The organism is Variovorax sp. J22R115 (genome assembly GCF_030317005.1).
Lineage (GTDB): Bacteria > Pseudomonadota > Gammaproteobacteria > Burkholderiales > Burkholderiaceae_C > Variovorax.
Window position 1 is genome coordinate 1 of the sequence record NZ_JASZYM010000054.1, and the last position, 1,587, is coordinate 1,587.

At 64.0% G+C, this 1,587-nt stretch carries 1 protein-coding gene; it reads left to right on the forward strand.

Annotated elements, in window-relative coordinates:
* Window positions 1–168: 168 nt before the first annotated feature.
* The gene (locus QTI04_RS34140) at window positions 169–1,284 is read left to right on the forward strand and encodes an IS110 family transposase (RefSeq protein WP_286619633.1); all 1,116 of its coding nucleotides are present in this window, start codon (window positions 169–171) and stop codon (window positions 1,282–1,284) included.
* Window positions 1,285–1,587: the final 303 nt, after the last annotated feature.

The following is a 1,587-nucleotide window of genomic DNA, read 5'->3' on the forward strand; positions in this document are numbered from 1 at the left end:
CTAGACATGATGGCCCGTCCTCATCCTCGGAGGCGGGCTGAAGTGATTGGGTAAGAGGGAAAGGGTCTGCCTCCTGCAGTAGTACCGTGGGTTGCGCACTGCGAGTGCGCCGAGCCACATGCAGAACACCCGAGGGTGTGATCTGCAGCTTTGCAACAGGAGGCAGACATGGAAGAAGTTAGCACGGTTTTTGTTGGTCTGGACGTCCATGCGCAGTCCACGGCGATCGCGGTGGCGCACGTCCGGCGCGAGGCACCACGGTTTGTCGGCACGGTCGGTGCTCGACTGAGCGAGCTCATCAAGGCGCTGGACAAGCTGGGAGAGCCCTCGACGCTGCTGATCGTGTACGAGGCCGGACCCTGTGGCTACACGCTGGTGCGCGAACTGCGCGTCAAGGGCTACCGCTGCGAGGTGGTGGCGCCTTCGCTGATTGCGCGCAAGCCCGGAGAGCGCATCAAGACCGATCGACTCGACGCGCTGAAACTGGCCGCGCTGGCGCGTTCGGGCGACCTGACGACGGTGAAAGTGCCCGACGAACGCGACGAGGCCATCCGGGATCTGTGTCGTGCCCGGGTGGATGCGGTGAAGGCGCGACTGAAGGCCCGCCAGCAACTCAAGGCGATGCTGCTGCGCCACGGGCGCCGCTACACGGGCAAGTCGTCGTGGACGGCGGCCCACGAACGCTATCTGGCCACACTCGGCTTCGAGCATCCGGCCCAGGACATTGCCTTTACCGAATACCGACTGGCGGTCAGCGAGGCCGATGCGCGGGTGCGACGCCTGACCGAGGCCCTGGCACAGCAGATCGAGAACTGGCGCATGCTGGCGGTGGTGCGCGCGCTGATGACGCTACGCGGTCTGGACTTGGTGGCGGCCACAACGGTGGTGGCCGAGTTGGGCGACATGCGTCGATTTGCCCATCCGCGCGATCTCATGGGCTACCTGGGTCTGGTGCCCAGCGAGCATTCCAGTGGGGCGACACGGCGCCTGGGCGCCATTACCAAGACCGGCAACGGACATGCACGCCGTGTGCTCGTGGAAGCCGCCTGGAACTATCGGTTCGCTGCCCGCATCAGCCGCATCCTGCAGGTGCGCCAGGAAGATCAACCCGCAGCTGTGCGCGCAATTGCCTGGCGTGCGCAACTGCGCTTGTGTCAGCGCTATCGGCGCCTGAGCGCTCGGGGAATGCAACCCAACAAGGTGTGCGTGGCCATCGCCCGAGAGCTCGCTGGCTTCCTATGGGATCTGGGCCACCAGGTCACCCCTGCCATGCAGCAACATTGAATTGATTGCGTTCACACCGCACCCGTAAACCCGACGAATGCACACGATAGGGGAACCCTCGAACGGGCTATGTGGGCATCCACCCTGGATGATCCCCGTCACTAGAGCGAGGCAGCCCCGCGACGCAGCCATGTAATGCGGTACCCAATCCGCGGATATCAGCGTGATTCATCGTCGCCAAAGCTGCATGCGTCGAGTCCCAAGGTGCCGGTGTGACGCCTTTTTAGACTTCGTCGTCCCCATGGGCTGTCGCGAAGCTTCGCGAGGAAACACCTCGCGCTCGCTTGACAAAACGGGCCATAT